Raw genomic sequence first — 19,290 nt, 5'->3', positions numbered from 1 at the left:
AAAAGCATGTTAAAAGAATGTCTCTGGGCATTCTTTTTTCATTAAAACAAGTTGAAAGAGGTTATCGATGTCAAATTCCAAAGAAAATAAGATGGGCGTTTTGCCCGTTAAAAGGCTTATTGTTTCAATGTCACTGCCGATGATGGCGTCCATGCTTGTGCAGGCGCTCTACAACGTGGTGGACAGTATTTTCGTTGCGCAGATCAATGAAAATGCGCTGACTGCCGTAACTCTGGCATTTCCGCTTCAGAATCTGATGATTGCACTCGGCGCAGGTACCGGCGTAGGTATGAATGCCCTTTTATCAAGATCACTTGGTGAGAAAAATTTCGACAGGGCAGACAGAGCAGCCAACACCACGCTTATGCTGACCTTCATAAATTATTTTGTATTCCTTATGATCGGAATATTTGCCGTAAAGCCGTTCCTCATGACACAGACTGATAATGAGGTGATTGCAGGCTACGGTGTTTCATACCTTAGCATTATCTGCTGCTGCTCAATCGGAGTATTCTGCCAGATGACCTTTGAGAGAATGCTTCAGTCAACAGGACGTACACTCTTCAGTATGTATTCGCAGATGTCCGGCGCTATTATCAACATTATCATGGATCCCATCCTGATCTTCGGTATGTTCGGTGCACCTAAGATGGGAGTTGCCGGTGCAGCTCTTGCAACGGTTTTCGGACAGGTTGTAGGTTCTTGTATCGGACTTTACTGTAACCTTAAGCTTAATCCGGATGTAAATCTCAGGATTTCGCTTATTCTCAGTCCCAAGGCAGACATAGTCAAGGAAATCTACTACGTTGGTGTTCCTTCTATTCTGATGATGTCCATAGGTTCGCTCATGACCTATGCCATGAATCTAATACTTATTGCATTTTCAACAACAGCAACTGCTGTGTTTGGTGTATATTTCAAGCTCCAGAGCTTCTTCTTCATGCCGGTATTCGGCCTGAACAACGGACTTATTCCTGTTCTTGCCTATAACCTCGGGGCAAAGAGGAAAGACAGAATCAATGAGGCTCTGAAGTTCTCGATTGCATTGGCAGCAACAATCATGATAATCGGAACCATAACCTTCCAGATTATCCCGGACAGACTACTCGGCCTGTTCAATGCTTCCTATGACATGATAAGTATCGGAAAACCGGCGCTTCGTGTTATCAGCCTGAGCTTCCCCATCGCCGGAGTCTGCATAGCACTTGGTTCGGTATTCCAGGCATTTTCGGAGAGCATCTATTCGCTGGCTGTTTCAATAGGCCGTCAGCTTGTGGTCCTTATCCCCGCCGCCTGGCTCCTCGCTCAGACCGGCAACGTCAATGCTGTATGGTGGGCATTCCCCATCGCCGAGATTGCTTCACTCATCCTTTCAGGATTCTTCTTTAAGAGAGTCTACGGCAGAAGAATTGCAGAGATTGAGGAAGGGTAACGATTTCTAGAGGTAGTGGCTTTTTGCTAATGCAAAGACGAATTACAGACACTTTATGGGAGTTTATTGAGAATTATTGGGGACATTGCCTTGAATAATGGCTTTTCAATGAAATCAAGGTAAGTTATTTCCGGAATATACCTAGAAATATTGATTTTCTTAAATATCAAGGTATTAATCAGCTACATATTTACCAAGAAAAAGAAGAAAATCAAAATATCAAGGTAATCTAGCAAAGTAACCTTACCAAGAATAATAAGATTTTGCTGAAATCAAGGTAAATATCACTTTGAGAAGTACCCAGATAATTACCTTTTAGATTTTATCTTGGTAATTTTTTTGCAAATCGATAAAGTCCGCACAATATAATATGTATGGAAATTAAGACAGCCGCGATCCATATAAGGATTGCGGCTGTTTATACTTGTAGGTAATTATGATGTTTCATTAAAAAAATATTAAACATTGTCACTAGATAAAATAATAATATAGGCAAATGATATAATGATTCGTAATTAGGAAAAGCAAGTATATAGAACATATTCTTATGCTTGTGAGCCTCTGAACTTGGTATAGGCGATAATATCCCGCTGGGCATCTTTGTTCAATTTGGAAAAATAGTAGAGAAGCTGCTTTTCATTAGCGCTAAATTTTGCAAGGCGTTTTGAAGAACCATATGAAGTAAGCTCAGCTTCTTCTAGAGTCCGAGCAGTCATTTCAGGTGCATCATAATATATTTCATTATCGAGAGGGATGCATAATTTAAGAAGTTCATCGGTGGTAAGGCCATAAAAATTGGCAATTCTATAAAGCATAGTTGAACTTGGCCTACGTTTACCACTTTCATACTGCTGATATGTCGGCTGCTTAACATCAATATTGGAAGCAATATAATCCTGAGTATAGCCGTGAGTTGTGCGTAACTCTTTTAGTTTTTTGCCAATCTGATTATTGGTGTTCTCCATTAAGTCTGCCTCCCTTTTTGATAGTTTATTCGAAAATGGAGGGCAAAGCATATATGTCTGCCTATATAAATATAGGCAAACGAGATCATATGAGCCTTTAATAACATCAAGCAGCTAAGAAGGCATGATGATATGTATGATTCAGAATGTAGGAAAAAATGATAAAAAATTATGGTACATGGATATGCTAAGGAGGTATGACAAGTGAAATATGGATTTATTATAGCGATATTATTAGCAGGTATCTGTTTATCAGGGTGTGGGAGCACAATTGCCGGTGAAACGATTATTGAAGAATCTGAGACACCAACGACAGCTGTAGCCGAGATAGATGATGTTGTCTCGGAAGAGCTCTCCCCGAGCTTTCTGTGGAAATATGATGGTTATGTAGATGAAGCTATGGGCTACTCTTTTCGAGAAGACTTTGTTGATAAAGACTATGACGGGGATGGAAAGACGGACAGGCTTTACAGAATAAGTGATTCAGATAATGACAAAGCGAAGTACAAGATTGAGTTTGGAAATGGCAATTCTATTGAAACTCCAAGCTGTCATATAACAGGTTTCCCGCATATACAGACAGGTGATTTGGATAAGGATGGTGAAGAAGAAATTCTATTCACGGTCACTTTTGATGCATACAGTGATCCATATGTTTCATGTGAAATATGGCTTTTTGATTTTGATGATGCAACAAATGAGTACCGGGAAGCAGATTTGCCACTGACAGTAGGAGAGTATGGAGGAAAAGGACTAACAATAGATTATGAGGCGCCGGTTAAGTCTTCTATAGGTTTTACAGCTAAGGAGAATAATTACAAAGCTGTTACTGAAGTGCCCGAAGAAGTAATAGATAACTGGTGGGAACAAGATGCTGTGACTGAAGTAAGACCGGTTTGGTATGCTGTAATCTCAGATTCGACGTAAGGCGATAACCTATACTGCGAAATTACTCTTATTCCACGCTTTGGTACTTTCCTGGGATTTAATCTTGTGTACCAAAATGGTGAATATGTAATAGAGAATATGAATTTTATTGAGGAATCTGTTTCCAGATTTGAATTCTAAATCGTTAAAAACATTCTGCCAATGATTTATGCAGCACACATAAAGCTGATAAATCTTGGCAGTTTTTTTATTTATAATAATATTTTTAGAAAATCTTATAAAAATCTATGCTTACAGTTATTGATTGATTAAATAGACATTGATATAATTTTTATTGTATATAACAAATGCCTATATTGATATATGCTAGAGCCACATTTGTGGATATGAAGAGGGGGTTCCATGAAAAGTAAAAATCAGTTACTCAGTATGTGTATAAGCATGCTGTTACCTTGTCTATGCATGTTATGCATGTTTTCAATTAACTCAAAAGCTGCCGCTACTCCGGTAAACTATGTTGTCGTCAATAATCCCGCTGAAATAGATGCAAATATAAATAATGATGTGGGTATGATTTATCATGACCTTAGTGGTGAATACATATATTCCATTACGACTACAGAGCGAGGATGGTTAATTCTGGATGATAATTACAGTTTTTATAATTTCCATACACTCAAACTGTATGGAAACGCCTCATTAACTAATGAAATCCCATATATAGATTATAAATACTATGCTAATGGGCATATTCAGCCAAGATTCTACTTAGATCCGGGGACCTATTATTTATATATTAATCAGTCATATCAAACGGCATCGGCTTTTTTATTCTTTTTGCCCAATACCAAGGTAATTAACCACAATTTGGTAAAAGATTCGTCAGGAACAAAGTATACAGACACAGTTTCATTTGTACCAAAAATCGGAATAACTCATATAGTCACTCAAACGGTTGCACCTGCAAATATTCAGGATTACACGACATGGAAAGATGCGACAAGCAATGCAACTGATGTATACGAAATAACTGCAAATGGTGAATATACTATTAAAGCAGAATTTAGCGATACTGATTGGAAATTGTTCCCTGTAATGTATTCGTTTTCTGTTTATGATATTGTTCCACCTAAAGATGAAGATGGAAAAGTGGACGACAGCATATCGGTACCCAAGATATCCAAGCTTAGTAAAGGAAATAAGGCATTTACAATAAAGTGGAATAAGGTCTCAGACGCCGAAGGATATCAGGTTCAATATTCGACATCAAGGAAATTTACTTCGGCTAAAACAAAAACATATAAGGCTTCCAAAAGCAGCGCGAAAATAAATAAGCTGAGGAAAAATAAAAAGTATTATGTCCGAATTAGGTGTTTCAAAACGATAGATGGGAACAAGGTGTATTCGGAATGGAGCAATAGAAAGAGTGTTAAGACAAAAAAATAGTTTTTGGGATCAGGTAGAGAAAAGCTAATAAACAACGTATAAAAAATATGGAGATATGCTTGGTAATTATACTTGATGAAAGGAGAAGATATGAGGGATAACAAGTGTAAGAGAATTACTAATGTAGGGTTTATTTTGGTGCTATTTGTTGTAGGAATGTTGATGACAGGAGTAAATGTAAAAGCTTCTGAGACAAGCGATTTGGACTTTAGAGGAGGACCATATACTTATAACAATATAGATTTTATGATTATTGATCATAAAGGTATGCGTGCAAATATAACTGATGGTACAAAATGTACCAGTTCCAATTTGAATTTAGAAGAACTTCAATACATCAACGATTATTCTAAAACGAAAGCAGAATTATTTGGTGAAGCTGAATGGACTGCTTATGTTCAGAAAATTGACAAAAATGCTTTTAAAGGAAATAAGAAGATAAAGAAGATAACTGGAAATTTCATTGACCTTGATACGATAGGTGATGGAGCATTTCAGGGAATGAGTAATCTTAAGGAAATAGACTTAAGTTATACAGCGTCTTTAAGTATAGGTAAAAATGCTTTTGCCGGTGATAAAAAATTAAAAGTGGTAAAACTGGATATGGTTAGCCTAAAATCGATAGGTAAGAATGCATTTAAGGGTACTCCCAGTGGGATAAAATTTGTTTTATATTGTGACCATGATGATGAAGAACTCGATATGTCCGGTAAAGCTGTCAAAAGAGAGCAGAAAAGATTCAAAAAGTATAAGAAAACGCTTACCAAAATGCTAAAGAAGAGTGGTGCAAAGAACCCTAAAATTGTATCATATTTGGATGACTGATAGAGATGATATGCTTAGAGTGACAAAAAAGGATCTCCATAATTTTTTATCGTGACAAACAAGCAGCAGAGTAGAATCATATACGATTTTGTCTGCTGCTTGCTTACCGAATCAGAATCAACACCGCTTGAGTATATGGACAATGCATTGACAATCAGTCTGGGCGAAACTATAACCGGACAACTTGGCGGATTTGATAATCAGGATTTCTACAAATTTACTCTTCTTAGATCATCTACGATAAAATCAATCATACAAAGAATATGGAACATTATAATAATGTGAAATTTTATCTTCTGGATGCTGATGGAAGTAGTATAGATTATTTGGGAAATGATAGTGATTACCCGGATACTGAATACTTTAAGGGAACGTATGAAAAAAATCTTTCCGCAGGAACATATTTCATAAAAATTGTCAGAGGTAATAAGGGTGGAAAGTATACCTTTTCAGTAAATGAGAAGCCGGTAGAAATATCCAGAGCAACTATAAAGAGTGTTAAGAGGAATGGAAAAAAGGCAACTGTAAAGATTAAGAAGGTTACAGAAGCATCAGGCTACGAAGTTGTATATTCACTTTCAAAGAGTTTCCCTGCAGGAAAGACAAAAGTAGTAAATACATCGAAAACCTCAGTTGTTCTGAAAAAGCTAAAGAAAAATAAGCCTTATTATGTGAAAGTCAGGGCATACAAAATAGAAAGCGGATATAAGTATTACGGAGATTATAGCTCAGTCAAAAAAATAAAGAAAAAATAGATCATGATATTTTTGAATTATTATTTTAGTATCTTGTATTGCTCGGCTTAGGACGAAATATGAGGAAACACATTTTATCATTTGCGATTGTGTTCATGATTGCTTTTTGTATGAATATAGTGACTGTACACGCCGAGAAAACAGGATTTTATGGCTACTATTATAGCGATGGCTATACATGCTGCGATTTTAAAGGAACCGGTATAGAAAAAGTTGTAGAAATACCGTCAGATGTTACCCAACTACATATTTTTATGTTCTTCTGGGAAAGATCATTGGAAAAAATCATTGTTCCGTCCAATGTGAAGGTGGTAAAGGCTCGTTGCTTTTATGGTTGTGAGAACCTTAAGTATATTGTTTTTAAAGGTGATGTAGAGATAGAGGAAAATGCGATAGTACTATGCAAAAATCTAAAAGCAATATCAGCACCGATGAACAGTGGGGCATATAGGTATGCAAAAGAACATGGAATTAGAGTAGTAACATCACCAGAACCATGTTTTGAAAAGGGGAAAGTATACTGCTTAAAAGGTGATAAAGTATATCAGGATGTAGTAAATAATATAGATGATATTACATGGTCGAGTAGCAATTCAAAAGTTGCGGAAGTTGGTAATGATGGTATCGTTAAAGTCAAAAAGGCCGGTAAGGCAAAAATTGCAGCAACAGTAGCCGGTACGACTGCTTCTTACACAATTGTGGCTTATGCTAGGACAGAAGAGAATAGGATAAAACAAGCTAAAAAGGAAGAAATATCCAACGGCAAAACAGCTATACAGAAATTAAAAAATACTCATGACTGGATGATAAGAAATATTTCTTATGACCATAAAGCTCGAAACAAAATAAGAAACAATGAATGTTGTCCTTCGGAATCTAATACAACCAGAAGTGCCTTGTTGAAAAATAAAGCTATGTGCCTGGGGTATGCAAGGACATATAAGAAAATTCTGGACAATCTAAAGGTGCCATGCATAATAGTTTCAGGACGTGTAGGCTATGAGGGGCATGCCTGGAATATGGTTAAGCTCAATGGTAAATGGTATAACGTTGATGTTACCTGGGATGATCCGGATCGCAATAATGATCAGGGACAGCTATGGATTGAATATAAGTATTTTCTGAAGTCAACAGCTTATATGTCACAGTATCGGAATCAATATTTTGCTTATAAGAACTATCCCAGATGTACTAGTACAAAGTATGATTCGGTGACAAAATTTTGAATATGAGGAAAGACAATATGGAAAAAAGAGGACTTTTGCATTTTATCATTTTAGTGGCTGTTATTTTTTTATTGTCTTTTGTTCATGATAATGCAAGAGCTGCAACATCTGGCGGATTTACATATGAAGTGCAAACTGATGGTACTGCAAAGATTACAGAGTGTACACTAAATGGTAATATCGTAATTCCCGAAAGTTTGGATGGACATAGGGTAACAAAATTGCAGCCTGAACTTTTTATGGGGAAAACTACGGTTACTTCAGTTCATATTCCTTCCGGTGTCAAGGCCTTCGGAATGTTTGACTATATATTCTCATATTGCTATAGATTAAAGGCAATTACTGTCAGTTCGAATAATAATGAATTATGCGCTGTCAATGGGGTGCTTTATTCAAAGGATATGAGTATTTTATATAATTATCCTTGTGGGAAAACGGCACCTGCATTTTATGTACCTGAGACGGTTACAGATATTTGTTGTACTGCTTTTGCATCTACTGCAATCGGAAGTCCTTCAGGGCACCTTGAGAAGCTCTACCTTAAAGGAATTAACACAACGTGGTATACATATACATTTTATGGTGATGGTAATCTCAAGGCTTATTATAAGAATGGTGGTGATACTGAGGCTTATGTAAATGCCGGAAGAGCCCATGCGCAGACTTCGTCCATAGACCATAATTATCCTGTTTTCACATTATGGGATGGACAGATAACGCCTACGACTGCAATAACAATCAATAAAACAGCAATGACTTTAAAGGAAGGCGCGCACGAAGAGATAACTGCGCAAGTATATCCTGCTAATGCAACAAGTACTGAAGTAGAGTGGATAAGCAGTAATGAAGAGGTTGCTGAGGTTTATAGTGGGACGGTTTATGCAAACACTGCAGGTACGGCTATTATTACGGCTAAAACTGTAGATGGTACTGCGGAAGCTTCGTGTAAGGTTACTGTTTTACCTTTTGTTAAAGTAAGTGAATTAAAGCTATCAAAGAAAGAGCTGGAGCTTAAGGTTGGTAAATCAGAACAGCTTATCGTGAACATAGTACCATCCGATGCTGATAATAAGAATGTGGAATGGAAGTCTTTGGATCCTGATATTGCAAGTGTGGATCAAAATGGTATAGTGACAGCTCATAAAGTGGGTGATACAGTGATAACTGTAAGTACAGAGGATAAGCAGTTTAAGGATACCTGCGAGGTCTTTGTTGTGGAAGATCGCCCGGAGGTGTTTAAAACATCTTCTAAACCTCAAATAAATGAAATAAAAGGTAAAAGGAAAGGCTTTACTGTAAAATGGAGCCGAGTATCTAAGATATTGGGATATGAGATACAATATTCCACTAACAAGAATTTAAAAAATGCCAAGACCAAGAAAGTAAAGGCTGGTAAACAATCAGTGACAATAAAAAAACTTAAATCAAAAAAGACGTATTACGTTAGAGTGAGGGCATATTCAACTGAAACCGGTGATATAATTTACTCAAAATGGTCGGCAAAAAAGAAAGTGAAGACCAAGTAATACATAATACTTAAGAATGGAGACAAACATGAAAAAAGTATCACTAACAAAATACACAGACTTTATAGTCGATGAGACCACAAAGCTTCTGAACATCGATTCTCCCACAGGTTATACGGAAGAAGCCGCAGCGTGGGTTCAGAAGGAATTCAAAAAGCTTGGCTTTAAGGCGACTATCACAAATAAGGGCGGTGTGATCGTTGACCTAACAGGAAAAGACAAGAAGGACGGCCTTTTGCTTGAGGCTCACACAGATACCCTTGGGGGAATGGTTGCAACCATAAAGGATAACGGAAGACTTCAGCTCACGAACCTCGGAGGCATGAATCCAAATAATGCTGAGACCGAGAATGTGCGCGTAATCACAAAGTTCGACGGCATATATGAAGGTACCTTCCAGCTCAACAATGCATCCATTCACGTAAACGGGGAGTATAACGACACCAAGAGAACCTGGGAAAACTGCGAGGTAGTTCTCGATGAGGATGTTAAGGACAGAAAGGATACCGAAAAGCTTGGCATCTCAGTGGGCGACATCGTCTGCTTTGAGCCAAATGTCAGAGTGACAAAAAACGGATATATCAAATCAAGATTCCTTGATGATAAACTCAGCGTCGGAATTTTGCTCGGACTTGCCAAGTATATAAAGGAAAAGAAGATAACTCCCAAGAGAGCGCTTTATGCTCATATAACAGTGTTTGAGGAGGTTGGACACGGCGGATGCGGCAATGTACCTGAAGGCTGCACAGAGGCTATATCTGTAGATATGGGCTGCGTAGGTGATGGACTTACCTGCACTGAAAAGCAGGTTTCCATCTGCGCAAAGGACAGCGGCGGCCCTTACAGCTATCCCGTTGTTCAGGGACTTGTGAAAGCTGCAAAAGAGAGCGGCGCTGACTATGCAATCGATATTTATCCTCATTACGGAAGTGATGTAGAAGCAACTCTCTGTGCAGGGAGTGACCTCAAGCACGGACTTATCGGTGCAGGCGTGTATGCTTCCCACGGCTATGAGAGAAGCCACAGAGACGGAGCAGAGAATGTGCTTAGACTCCTTATTCAGTACGCGCTCTGATGAAAACTGAACTATGTGAAAATGGTGACCACTCCTTAAAAGTGATCACCATTTTTTTTGAGAACTCCTAAATTGAGGGGCTCTTGTTCTAGAATTCTATCGGAACTGCATTTTCATAAGTCTTATAAATCGCCTCATATTCATTCTTAGTAATGTTCTCAGCTTTTCCGTTGCGGATTCGAATATATCCTTTGTGATTGCTGAAATTGCTGATTGTGTTGTCCTCAACTCCATCCTTGATTACAAGCTCGCGGCAATCCGGAGTGGCTTCGTACACATATAAAAAGTGCTTGCCCTTTGCCACGATTCCGTCGGGTGACATTGAGACGGGATTTTTGTCGGCACTTTCAATTGTTCCAAGTTCTGTGAACTTTCCGTTTTTCATCATGGAGACTTTGCAGGCAGAAACTTGTATTTCGTAGGTCTTGCTTTTGTCGATACTGTCCTTTTTATCTGCGGTTAAAAGAAGCGGTTTTTGAAAAATCGGATTATCCCAGATGGTGTACATATCGTCTTCTGTGAAGGATTCAGTAACTTTCTGATATACATCGTAGCCAAAGGGCCTGCATACAATTTCGCCGCCGGAATATTTGCCGTCCCCTTCATAGGTTACGGGATACCAGACCATCACGTCAGGACTGTTAAAGCTGGCGGCGTCAAACATAGGATTTATGCCTATCCATATTATTCCGTCATAGACTCTGAAATATATGATATTTTCAAGATAAAGACCGGGCTCAAAGTCATCCCTTAGATCCGATGAAGCGACTTCAGTCCCTTCTTTTATTCCATCGACGTAAAGTGACACATTGCCATTTGACTCCTTGGCTTCAACATGCTCAGCAACTTCCGACAGATAGTCTTCCGGATTTAAAAAGTACACTGTACATTTGGACTTTTTATCTATATCCGCTATGAGAACAAATTCTTCATAGTAACCTGTGCCATGCAGAATTTGAGGCTTGATGACAAGCTCGGGATCGCCATCGCTGTCAAGATCGTACTCAGTGCATTCAGGGAAAATTCCGCGAAGAGAAACAGCCGGTACATCAATGTATACATAGCTTGAATCCTCCGTTTTCAGAAGCATCCTGCAGGTCTCACCCACAAAGAACAAGGTGAAGGAAGGAGTTTTGGCTACTACCTTATAATAGACTTCACCTTTTCCCTCATACCCACTAGTATCTTCAGGAGCAAAATCTACGATTCCCTTCTTCTCAGCTTCATCCAAGAGCTTTTGCGTTTTGCTGTCGGGCTTAAAATCCTTACTTACTATATCAGGAATTTTTCCGTCGTAGATCCACCAGTCCTTATAGGTGTCATAATGCTTCGTGAAAGTTTTGGAATTGCCCGCAGCGTACGAAACTATATTAACTGTAGATAAAAAAAGCAATGAAAAAATAACAGAAAAACAGATGAATATACGCCTTAAATAACTCAATTTCATGGCCCCCTCCAATAGATTCTGAAAATAGTTTTATGCAATAATTTTAGCACTTTTTATGATAGAATAAATGTTAAATTATAGTTCACAAAACGGAGGGTGAAAAGTTATGAAGAAAGTGAAAGGAATGCTGATGGCAGTTGTTTTGCTGCTGTCCGGAATGTTGTTGTTTGGTTTTGATTCGAAGGCATCGGGCGATCCACTGGATGGATACAGTCATTATCTAAGCTCAGATGGAAAACTTATACTCGATCAGTACTATGGAAAAAGTGAAAGTATTACTGTTCCTGCTAAGGCTATGTACGATGGTGTAATGAGAGAAACAGAAATATATAAAGAAACATTTTCCCAAAACACATATATTAAGCATGTAAAATTTGAAAAGGGATGTAAGATAACAAATACGGGATATAGATTTCTTGGAGGGCCAGGACTTTTTTCGTATTGCAGTCGTCTTGAAACAGTAGATATTACCGGTGTTGACTGGTCAGAACTTGATAGTGCATATGGAATGTTTCAGCAGTGTACCAATTTAAAAAGTGTAAAAGGTGGAAATTGGGATAATGAGAGCTTTGAAATCGTGAAGCATATGTTTGAAGGATGTTCCAGCCTTGAAAGCATAGACCTGTCAAAGCTTGATACATCAAGAGTCTCTGATTTTGAATCCATGTTTAAGGATTGTACATCTCTTAAAAATGTCAATGTAAACGGATTTAATACAAAGTTGGCATACAGCTTTGCCAATATGTTTAATGGATGTACCAGTTTGGAAACTGTTGATCTGAGTTCTTTCGAAGGAACTTCACTTAAAGGAAGTGCCCAGCTGGTTGGCTATGGTTTTGACTATATGTTTACAGGTTGTACAAACTTGAAAAATATTGATTTTAGCCCTCTTGAAGGTGCAAAATGCAATGCTTTATATACATTTCAAGATTGCACTTCATTAAAAACAGTCAATTTGCATGGACTTACATTATATTATAATACTTATATGTTTAAGAACTGTTCAAACCTTTCAACTATCTATACACCAAAAGAAGCTGAAGATGGAAGGCTTCCCAATAAGATGTGTGAATTCGTAAATGGAAGATTTGGGTCAATATACTATGACAATTTATACGGTGCACCTGCCAACTCACTCATCATGGTGCCTCCTACACGTAAGGCGGAGGGTGAGACATTCGCCTATAACGGCATAAAGTACAGAGTTATCTATAGCGCAGTAGAATATGCAAAGGTTGAAGTTATTGGAATTGAAACCGGTGATGAAGTGGTAGTGATTCCTGATTACGCATGTGATGAGAACATGGCTTCCTACTATGTTACATCAATCGGGAAGAATGCATTTGGCGGAAACAGCACTATTAAAACAGTGATTCTTCCTTCTACAATTGAGAAAATCAGTGCAAAAGCTTTTTATAAATGTAAGAAGCTAGGCAATGTAGTGATTGATTCCAGAAACTTGAAAACAATCGGTAAGAATTGCTTCAAGAAGATTAAGAAAAAAGCGAAGTTCACAATCTATGCTCAGTCTAAAAAGAAGGCACAGACTGTAATGTCAAAGCTCAACAAATTTGGCGGAGCTAAGAACGGAAAACTGAAATACAAGAAAGCAAATTAAAGAGCAATCCAGAATAATTAAGGCGCTGTGAATAGAACAATTTTTCATATTGATGTAAATTCAGCCTTCCTGTCCTGGTCTGCGGTCAAGCAGCTTAAGGAAAACCCGGATGCGGTTGACCTTCGGACTATTCCATCGGTTGTGGGAGGCGACATAAAGACTAGGCACGGCATAGTCACAGCCAAGTCTATTCCTGCTAAAAAGTATGGGATAAACACGGCTGAGCCTATCACCAGTGCGCTACAGAAATGTCCGAATCTCGTTGTGGTAAAGGGTGACTTTCAGACCTACAGAGAGTATTCCCGTGCCTTCATAGGCATTCTGAGGTCTTACTCAGAGCTTTTGGAACAGGTCTCCATAGATGAGGCTTATCTCGATGTGACGGATCTAAACTGTGAGTCTCCTGTTGCCCTTGCGGGCTGGATCAGGGATGAAATACGCACCGAGCTTGGCTTTACGGTTAATGTGGGAATATCCACGAATAAGCTTCTTGCGAAAATGGCGAGCGATTTTACAAAGCCGGACAGAACCCACACATTATATCCTCACGAAGTAAAAGATAAAATGTGGCCGCTCGACATCGGCGATCTCTATGGCTGTGGTAAAAAGAGCGCCGAGAAGCTGAGGTCAATAGGAATAAGGACTATCGGCGATGCAGCAACCATGGATGAGATGCTTTTAAAATCTCAGCTTGGTGATAAGTTTGGCGAATACATTCATAATGCGGCAAACGGCCTTGGCTCTGACGTCGTTCATCCGGAGCATGAGGATGCCAAGAGCTACTCCAACGAGACCACCATGGCTAATGACATAACCTCAGCGTCCTATGACAATGACATGCCGCCTGTTGTAATGCGGCTCTCGGAAAAAGTCTCCGGCAGACTTAAAAAGGACGGAGTATTCGGAGGAACTGTCACAGCACAGGTTAAGACTTCAGACTTTAAGCGCTTTTCCAGACAGATGAAGCTGTCGGAATCAACGGACAATGCAGATGTCATCTATGAAAATGCGATGATTCTTCTGGGAAAACTCCTAACCGGTGAGGACGGACTTTTCAATTATGATATCGGAATAAGGCTAGTCGGAGTCGGTGTTGATAATCTTGACAACGGTGAGTATCGCCAGGGTAATCTCTTTGACTGGATGACAACAGGCAAGCAGGAGATCAGGGAGGAAAAACGGCGCGAAGAGAAGCGTGAAAAACTTGAGGAGATGGAACGCCTAATAAAGGGTAAGTTTGGCGATGGCGCGATAAAAAAGGGAAATTAAATAAAAAAAGATTTTACTTTAGCACTTTACTGTGGTATACTATCCAAAGTAAACAAAGGCGTTTCGGAGTGAAAACCGAAGCGCCTTTTTCAAAATGACGGAGGAGTGTTAATGGAGAACGTTTTAACAAACATTGAAAACATCAACGGTGCGGTAAATGGTTTTGTATGGGGACTTCCCATGCTGATTCTTCTTGTTGGTACCGGTATTCTTATGACTGTACTTACAAGAGTATTCCAGATTTCGCATTTTAAACACTGGGTGAAAAATACCATCGGCGGTATTTTCAAAGATAAGAATGTCACAGCTCATACCGACAAGGATGACATGCAGATATCACAGTTCCAGAGTCTGTGTACAGCGCTGGCTGCCACAATCGGAACCGGTAATATTGCAGGTGTTGCTGCCGCAATAGTTTCAGGTGGACCCGGAGCTATCTTCTGGATGTGGATTGTTGCATTTTTTGGAATGATGACCAACTTCTCCGAGAATGTACTCGGTATCTACTATCGAAGAAGAAATGAGAGAGATGAGTGGTGCGGCGGAGCAATGTACTACCTTAAGGACGGACTCGGATCCAAGAAGGGCTGTGCTTTTATAGGCGCTTTCCTGGCAGTGATGTTCAGTGTGTTCTGCGTTATTGCCTCCTTCGGAATCGGTAATATGAGCCAGATCAACTCCATTTCTGTAAACATGAATTCAGCGTTCGGAGTACCTAACGTTGTTACAGGCGTAATCCTGATGGTGCTCGCAGGACTTGTTATCGTCGGAGGACTTAAGAGAATTGCTTCAGTTACCGAGAGGCTTGTTCCTTTCATGGCAGTCATCTATCTTATCGGAGCAATTATTGTTGTTGCTCTTAACATAGATAAGGCCGGTGCTGTTTTCACATCCATCATCAAGGGCGCTTTCGGAATGAGAGCTGTCGGCGGCGGAATCGTGGGAAGCGGAATCGCTTACGCTATGCAGTGGGGTATGAAAAGAGGAGTATTCTCCAACGAGGCAGGTCTTGGTTCATCGGTTATGGTTCACTCAAGCTCCAACGTAAGAGAGCCCGTTGTTCAGGGAATGTGGGGAATATTTGAAGTATTTGCCGATACAATCGTTGTCTGCACACTTACAGCTTTTGCGGTTTTATCCAGCGGACTTGTTAATCTCGATACAGGAGAGGTTATCTCAGACCAGATTTCAACAGCTCTTGTAGCTGAGGCTTTTTCAACTATCTTCGGAAAATTCGGATCGGCATTTATCGCAATTGCGATTCTGTTCTTTGCGTTTTCCACAGTTCTCGGCTGGAGCCAGTACGGCAGCAAGGGCTTTGAGTACCTGTTCGGAACAAAGGCGGTCAAGCTATATCAGTGCCTGTTCGTATTTTTCATCCTTGTAGGTTCTACTATGGATCTCTCACTTGCATGGGATCTGTCCGACACCTTCAACGGAATGATGGCTATCCCTAACCTTATCGGTGTAGTTACACTTAGCGGCACCGTTATGAAGATTACACAGAACTATGTAGATAGAAAAATTAAGGGAAAAGACGTAAAACCTATGCTTTCTGCTATTGAGGAAATTCAGAAGGTACACGAGGAAGAAATCGCAATTTGATTAGTCTAAAAAATTCACAGGATAATATGGAAATTGTCTACACAATCAGTTACAATGTTTGTATGAACATGTAGTTATTAAATAATGATTGTTTTATCCGTTTCAATTAAGATTTATCTTTATGAGGGAGATGACAAATGGCTGATAAGACTATACTGATTGTTGATGATGATGACATGATTCTGATGATGCTCGAGAAGATTCTTTCCAAAGAGTTCAAGACAATAACTGCTCTTTCCGGGGAGGAAGCTATTGAGGAATACGAGCAGTATCATCCCGATATCGTTCTTTCCGACTACATGATGCCGAAGATGAACGGCTTCGAGATGATGGATAAGATGCATGAGCGCTTCGGAAGAAATATTTTCGCTATCTTTATGACTGCCAATGAGCAGGAAGAGACCGAGTTTGAAGTCTACAAGCACGGAGCTCTTGAATTTATTAGAAAGCCGATCAAATCGGAGACTCTGCTCCAGACTATCAGAGCTTGCATGGACAGACTTGATGCCATGAAGCAGAATGGCATGTAATAATTATGAGAACAAGACGCCCGGTGGAAATACCACCGGGCTGTTTTATTGTGCGTCTGGCGGCACATGTATTTTATTAAACTGTGGTCAGCTTTACCTTAAATGATATCTGCCTCGGTGTCTCCATCTCATCAAACTGAATCAGATAGCATCCATCAGCTGTGTTGAGTTCAAGTATTGTTCCGTTGCCGAGGATTGCATGCTTAACACGCTGACCCGGCTCTAAGAGGTTCAGCTTTTCAGCGCCTTTTAAATGTCTTGAATCGTTGTCGATAAACTTTCGAACAGCCTTTATCATACCTTCATCGGGCTTTTCGGTGAATTCCAGAAGATTACTGTCTATATCAAGAATAAACCTCGAAGGGTAGCGCGGCAGTCCCTCGAAATTCATTCCGCCCGCTTCCGATATGAATAGCCTTCTCTGAGCTCTGGTCATGGCGACGAAGGCGAGGCGTCTTTCTTCTTCCATACCCTCAAGGGTACGGATTTTTCTTGAAGGGAAAATTCCCTCATTCATTCCGCACAAAAATACATAAGGGAACTCTAAGCCTTTTGCGGCGTGAACTGTCATAAGTTTTACCTTGTCCTCTTTTCCGGCATCTGAATCGGCATTGGTGAAAAGTGCGACATGTTTAAGGTAGTCCTCGAGTCCGACTTCCTCTCCGCAGGTGGTCTCATATTCAAATACTGACTGCTTTAATTCCGCGAGATTATCAAGTCGCTCCTGGGCGCCTTCGGTCCTTAGCATCTCTTCGTAGCCGCTCTCGTTCAGAATTTTAGCGAGAACCTCAGAGGCCGGAAGGCCCTCGTAGCAGTCACTCCATTTTTCTATAAGATTAAGGAATGAAGCTGCTTTCGTTCCGCGCATTATTTCATTGTCCAAATTATCACCCAGCGCTTTGTAAAGGCTGCAGTTATTTGCATTGGCATATTCTTCAAGAAAACGCATCCTCTTTTTACCAAGATTCCTCTTAGGAACATTCGCAATTCGCCTGAAGGAAATATCATCGCGATATACAATCATGCGAAGATAACATAGTGCGTCCTTGATCTCCATGCGTCCAAAAAATTGGACGCCTGAATAAATGGTGTAGGGAATCTTCTCACGAAGTAGTCCCTCCTCAATAGTGCGGGTTACATAGTGTGCTCGGTACAGGACAGTCATATCCTTATAAGGGATGCACATTCCCTTAAGAGTCAGAATCTCGCCGGTGATCCAGTCTGCTTCATCCGCGGTATTCGGTGCAAAATGGCAAAGAACACTCTCGCCGGCGGGAAGCGTGGAACATAGATCCTTCTTGATTCTCTGCGTATTTTTATCAATAAGAGAATTAACTGCGCTAAGTATCTGGGGCGTTGATCTGTAATTGTCATTCATCATGATGGTCGTGACGTTCGGGAAATTTTTATCAAAATCCAACAGGTATTTCACATTTGCGCCACGCCAGGTGTAGATGGTCTGGTCGGGATCGCCCACGATGAAAAGGTTCTTATGGTAGCCCGAAAGCGCCTCCATCAGCTCGTACTGGAGGCTGTCGATATCCTGAAACTCATCGATCATTATGTACTCGAGCCTTTTTTGCCACTTCAGCTTGATGTCTTCGTTCTGTGAAAAGATGTAGAGCGAGAACTTGATAAGATCGTTGTAATCAAGTCCAAAGCATTTCTTCTCCTGGTAAAGGTAGCCGTAGAAGAGGATGTCGGATACTTCGGTGGCCTTGTCGTATTTTTCCTTAAGAGTATCCAGTGACATGGTGATCATATCGAGGTAGTACTCGGGTTCCTTGAAAATCTTGCGAATCTCAAACATGTCTCTGGCGGCGCTGAAAGTCATGTCGCGAAGCGAAAGCCCGCGCTCCTCGTAGATGATCTTCAGCATCTCGTCGATGTCGGAATTATCCAGCACAAGGAAGCTCTTGGGATAGGAGACTGCGTGCGAATCCTCCTGAAGCACCGATACACAGAATCCATGAAAAGTGTTGATGTATCCGGTGTCGTTATCACCTGTGAGATTGTGGATGCGTTGCCGCATCTCGTTCGCGGATTTGTTGGTAAAAGTTACGCAAAGAATATGACCCGGCATAATACCAAGTCCGTTCACAAGGTATGCAAAGCGGTGCGACAAAGCTCTCGTCTTGCCGCTTCCCGCGCCCGCGATGACGCGGACGTACCCTTCCGTCGTGGTGACCGCTTCCTTCTGCGCTTTATTTAAATTCTCAAGAATATCTGTCATGCTGGTTCCTTTTTGATAAGATTTATGTAGCAAAAAGTGCTTAATTTGAAACTAATTCCGTAATTCAAATACATTCTACCAAACGAATGTTCTGATTGCAATAAAGACTCCGAACCGCATAGGGTTGTTTCATGAAGAAGTTTTTGTGCAGGAGAATGCCATAATCAGGTGGAGTAGTTGCTTTTTGAGATGTTATTATCCTATATTCAGCATAAAAAAGCGCATAGTTATCCCTATGCGTCATCAAAAGGAGTAAAGGTATTGTTATTCTCAAAAATCAATACATACTGGGAATTGGTTCAAAAATAAACTTTGCCACACATGTAAGATCCGAGTCCACTTCATCCATTATATCTATCATCTGTATCCGGTTCACAGGATCTTCTAATTGCATCAGCCTTGCTACGTTATATGATATTTTTCGCAAAACGGATAAAGCATCTTTGCTCT

Annotated in this window: 15 protein-coding genes; 12 read left to right on the top strand and 3 right to left on the bottom strand. The window is 40.0% G+C overall.

The features are described 5' to 3' along the window. Positions 1-67: 67 nt before the first annotated feature. Positions 68-1,432 (top strand): MATE family efflux transporter, encoded by a 1,365-nt coding sequence (locus BLR42_RS12475; protein ID WP_242879311.1) that lies wholly within the window; start codon positions 68-70, stop codon positions 1,430-1,432. Positions 1,433-1,977: 545 nt separating this feature from the next. Here the strand turns inward: BLR42_RS12475 and BLR42_RS12470 are convergent. Continuing rightward, positions 1,978-2,397 (bottom strand): helix-turn-helix domain-containing protein, encoded by a 420-nt coding sequence (locus tag BLR42_RS12470; protein WP_170832758.1) that lies wholly within the window; start codon positions 2,395-2,397, stop codon positions 1,978-1,980. Between the two features lie 204 nt (positions 2,398-2,601). Between BLR42_RS12470 and BLR42_RS12465 the strand changes: the two genes are divergently transcribed. The 7 genes from BLR42_RS12465 to BLR42_RS12430 all read left to right on the top strand — a co-directional run bounded on the left by BLR42_RS12465 (position 2,602) and on the right by BLR42_RS12430 (position 10,138). Then, a complete protein-coding gene (locus BLR42_RS12465) occupies positions 2,602-3,324 on the top strand; it encodes a hypothetical protein (RefSeq protein WP_091869595.1) in 723 nt (240 codons plus the stop codon). A 363-nt stretch (positions 3,325-3,687) separates the two neighbouring features. Further along, complete coding sequence (locus tag BLR42_RS12460; protein ID WP_091869592.1) at positions 3,688-4,731, top strand: fibronectin type III domain-containing protein; 1,044 nt, start codon at positions 3,688-3,690, stop codon at positions 4,729-4,731. Positions 4,732-4,821: 90 nt separating this feature from the next. Further along, complete coding sequence (locus BLR42_RS12455; protein WP_170832756.1) at positions 4,822-5,556, top strand: leucine-rich repeat protein; 735 nt, start codon at positions 4,822-4,824, stop codon at positions 5,554-5,556. A gap of 281 nt (positions 5,557-5,837) precedes the next feature. Then, positions 5,838-6,311 (top strand): hypothetical protein, encoded by a 474-nt coding sequence (locus tag BLR42_RS12445; protein ID WP_091869583.1) that lies wholly within the window; start codon positions 5,838-5,840, stop codon positions 6,309-6,311. A gap of 59 nt (positions 6,312-6,370) precedes the next feature. After that, on the top strand, positions 6,371-7,537 hold the full coding sequence (locus BLR42_RS12440; protein WP_091869579.1) for a leucine-rich repeat protein: 1,167 nt from the start codon (positions 6,371-6,373) through the stop codon (positions 7,535-7,537). A gap of 17 nt (positions 7,538-7,554) precedes the next feature. Continuing rightward, a complete protein-coding gene (locus tag BLR42_RS12435; RefSeq protein WP_170832754.1) occupies positions 7,555-9,063 on the top strand; it encodes an Ig-like domain-containing protein in 1,509 nt (502 codons plus the stop codon). Positions 9,064-9,091: 28 nt separating this feature from the next. Continuing rightward, positions 9,092-10,138, top strand: coding sequence for a M42 family metallopeptidase (locus BLR42_RS12430; RefSeq protein WP_091869574.1), 1,047 nt, complete (start codon positions 9,092-9,094; stop codon positions 10,136-10,138). 88 nt (positions 10,139-10,226) lie between these two features. Here the strand turns inward: BLR42_RS12430 and BLR42_RS12425 are convergent, their stop codons facing one another. Beyond that, entirely contained in the window at positions 10,227-11,585 is a 1,359-nt protein-coding gene (locus tag BLR42_RS12425) for a hypothetical protein (protein WP_091869571.1), read from the bottom strand. A gap of 106 nt (positions 11,586-11,691) precedes the next feature. Between BLR42_RS12425 and BLR42_RS12420 the strand changes: the two genes are divergently transcribed. The 4 genes from BLR42_RS12420 (at position 11,692) to BLR42_RS12405 (ending at position 16,607) form a co-directional block, all read left to right on the top strand. Beyond that, on the top strand, positions 11,692-13,203 hold the full coding sequence (locus tag BLR42_RS12420) for a leucine-rich repeat protein (protein ID WP_091869567.1): 1,512 nt from the start codon (positions 11,692-11,694) through the stop codon (positions 13,201-13,203). Between the two features lie 27 nt (positions 13,204-13,230). Next, entirely contained in the window at positions 13,231-14,472 is a 1,242-nt protein-coding gene (locus BLR42_RS12415) for a DNA polymerase Y family protein (protein ID WP_091869565.1), read from the top strand. A gap of 111 nt (positions 14,473-14,583) precedes the next feature. Continuing rightward, entirely contained in the window at positions 14,584-16,077 is a 1,494-nt protein-coding gene (locus BLR42_RS12410; protein WP_091869562.1) for an alanine/glycine:cation symporter family protein, read from the top strand. A 137-nt stretch (positions 16,078-16,214) separates the two neighbouring features. Next, complete coding sequence (locus BLR42_RS12405; RefSeq protein WP_091869559.1) at positions 16,215-16,607, top strand: response regulator; 393 nt, start codon at positions 16,215-16,217, stop codon at positions 16,605-16,607. A gap of 76 nt (positions 16,608-16,683) precedes the next feature. Here the strand turns inward: BLR42_RS12405 and BLR42_RS12400 are convergent, their stop codons facing one another. After that, the gene (locus BLR42_RS12400) at positions 16,684-18,840 is read right to left on the bottom strand and encodes an ATP-dependent helicase (RefSeq protein ID WP_091869556.1); all 2,157 of its coding nucleotides are present in this window, start codon (positions 18,838-18,840) and stop codon (positions 16,684-16,686) included. Positions 18,841-19,290 lie beyond the last annotated feature (450 nt).

Source organism: Butyrivibrio sp. INlla16 (assembly GCF_900104155.1).
Classification (GTDB): domain Bacteria; phylum Bacillota; class Clostridia; order Lachnospirales; family Lachnospiraceae; genus Butyrivibrio.
The sequence above is the reverse complement of the archived record's forward strand: the minus strand, read 5'-3'. Positions and strand labels throughout refer to the sequence as shown.

Coding starts and splice junctions, on each gene's coding strand:
- BLR42_RS12475 (WP_242879311.1), top strand. CDS start 68: ATGTCAAATTCCAAAGAAAATAAGATGGGCGTTTTGCCCGTTAAAAGG.
- BLR42_RS12470 (WP_170832758.1), bottom strand. CDS start 2,397: ATGGAGAACACCAATAATCAGATTGGCAAAAAACTAAAAGAGTTACGC.
- BLR42_RS12460 (WP_091869592.1), top strand. CDS start 3,688: ATGAAAAGTAAAAATCAGTTACTCAGTATGTGTATAAGCATGCTGTTA.
- BLR42_RS12455 (WP_170832756.1), top strand. CDS start 4,822: ATGAGGGATAACAAGTGTAAGAGAATTACTAATGTAGGGTTTATTTTG.
- BLR42_RS12440 (WP_091869579.1), top strand. CDS start 6,371: ATGAGGAAACACATTTTATCATTTGCGATTGTGTTCATGATTGCTTTT.
- BLR42_RS12435 (WP_170832754.1), top strand. CDS start 7,555: ATGGAAAAAAGAGGACTTTTGCATTTTATCATTTTAGTGGCTGTTATT.
- BLR42_RS12430 (WP_091869574.1), top strand. CDS start 9,092: ATGAAAAAAGTATCACTAACAAAATACACAGACTTTATAGTCGATGAG.
- BLR42_RS12425 (WP_091869571.1), bottom strand. CDS start 11,585: ATGAAATTGAGTTATTTAAGGCGTATATTCATCTGTTTTTCTGTTATT.
- BLR42_RS12420 (WP_091869567.1), top strand. CDS start 11,692: ATGAAGAAAGTGAAAGGAATGCTGATGGCAGTTGTTTTGCTGCTGTCC.
- BLR42_RS12410 (WP_091869562.1), top strand. CDS start 14,584: ATGGAGAACGTTTTAACAAACATTGAAAACATCAACGGTGCGGTAAAT.
- BLR42_RS12405 (WP_091869559.1), top strand. CDS start 16,215: ATGGCTGATAAGACTATACTGATTGTTGATGATGATGACATGATTCTG.
- BLR42_RS12400 (WP_091869556.1), bottom strand. CDS start 18,840: ATGACAGATATTCTTGAGAATTTAAATAAAGCGCAGAAGGAAGCGGTC.